The following is a 1,511-nucleotide window of genomic DNA, read 5'->3' on the forward strand; positions in this document are numbered from 1 at the left end:
CCTCCGTCCCCTCCGCCACCCCCCGGTACACCGTCCGCCTCGCCCGTGACGAGGACGAGGTCCGCGCCGCCCAGCGGCTGCGCCACCAGGTCTTCGCCGGAGAACTCGGCGCCCGCCTGGACGGACCCGAGCCGGGCCTGGACTCCGACGCCTTCGACGCCTACTGCGACCACCTCCTGGTCCTCGACGAGGAGACCGGCCAGGTCGTCGGCACCTACCGGCTGCTGCCCCCGGAGCGCGCCGCCGTCGCCGGACGCCTCTACTCCGAGGGCGAGTTCGACCTCTCCGCCCTCGCCCCGATCCGCCCCGACCTGGTCGAGGTCGGCCGCTCCTGCGTCCACCCCGACCACCGCGACGGCGCCGTCATCGCCCTCATCTGGGCCGGCCTCGCCCGCTACATGGAGCGCACCGGCCACAACTGGCTCGCCGGGTGCTGCTCGATACCGCTCGCCGACGGCGGGGTGCTGGCCGCGGCCACCCGCGAGACCGTCCTGGCCCGCAACCTCGCCCCGCAGGAGTACCGGGTCACCCCGCACCTGCCGTGGAACCCCGACGGCGTGACCCTCCCCGGCACCCGCCTGGAACTGCCGCCGCTGCTGCGCGGGTACATCCGCCTCGGCGCCTGGGTCTGCGGGGAGCCCGCCCTCGACGCCGAGTTCGGCTGCGCCGACCTGTACGTGCTGCTCTCCCTGCGCCGGACCAACCCGCGCTACCTCAACCACTTCCTCTCGCTCGCCCCGGCCGCATGAGCAACTGGCTGCTGCCCACCGCGCCCTGCACCCCGCAGGCCTGCGCCGCCCACCCGGGCGGCCGGGCCGCGAGCGTCCCACACGCGGCGCTCCGGCTCGCCGGCGCCCTCGGACTGGTCCTGCTGGCCGTCCCGGCCGCCCCGGCGGTACGGCTGCTGCCCGCCGGGCCCCGGCGTGCCCTGATCCGGACCTGGTGCGCCGCGCTCCTGCGCTCCCTGGGGATACGGATCACCGTACGCGGTACCCCGGGGCCGGACGGGGGCCGCCTGATCGTCGCCAACCACATCTCCTGGACCGACATCCCGCTCGTCGCCGCCGCCCTGCCCAGCAGGATGCTGGCCAAGAGCGAGATCGGTACCTGGCCGGTCCTCGGGCGGCTCGCCGCCCAGGCCGGCACCCTGTTCATCGAACGCGACCGGATCAGGGCCCTGCCCCGCACGGTGGGGACCATCGCCCGGGCGCTGCGGGCCGGGGACCGGGTCACCGTCTTCCCCGAGGGCTGCACCTGGTGCGGGCGCGCCCAGGGGCCCTTCCGGCGGGCCGCGTTCCAGGCGGCGCTGGACGCGGAGGTGCCCGTACAGCCCGTACGGATCGCCTACCGGCTGGACGGCGGGGAGTTCGCCGGTGCGCCCGCCTTCGTCGGCGAGGACACCCTGACGGCCTCCCTGTGGCGGATCGCCCGCGCCCGAGGCATACGCGCCGAGGTGCGGCTGCTGCCCCGCATCCCGCACGGCCGCCACGCCGACCGGCGGGGGCTCGCCG

Annotated in this window: 2 protein-coding genes; both read left to right on the forward strand. The window is 76.5% G+C overall.

All coding sequences use genetic code 11. The annotated features are described in order from the left end of the window. Nucleotides 1–749, forward strand: a 749-nt coding sequence (locus VR44_RS37660) for a GNAT family N-acetyltransferase (protein WP_045952176.1), incomplete at its 5' end; no start/stop codon positions are given. Continuing rightward, a partial coding sequence (locus tag VR44_RS37665) for a lysophospholipid acyltransferase family protein (RefSeq protein WP_045952177.1) occupies nt 746–1,511 on the forward strand: 766 nt, incomplete at its 3' end. The genes VR44_RS37660 and VR44_RS37665, both read left to right, overlap by 4 nt.

This window comes from Streptomyces katrae, from assembly GCF_000966975.1.
GTDB lineage: Bacteria > Actinomycetota > Actinomycetes > Streptomycetales > Streptomycetaceae > Streptomyces > Streptomyces katrae.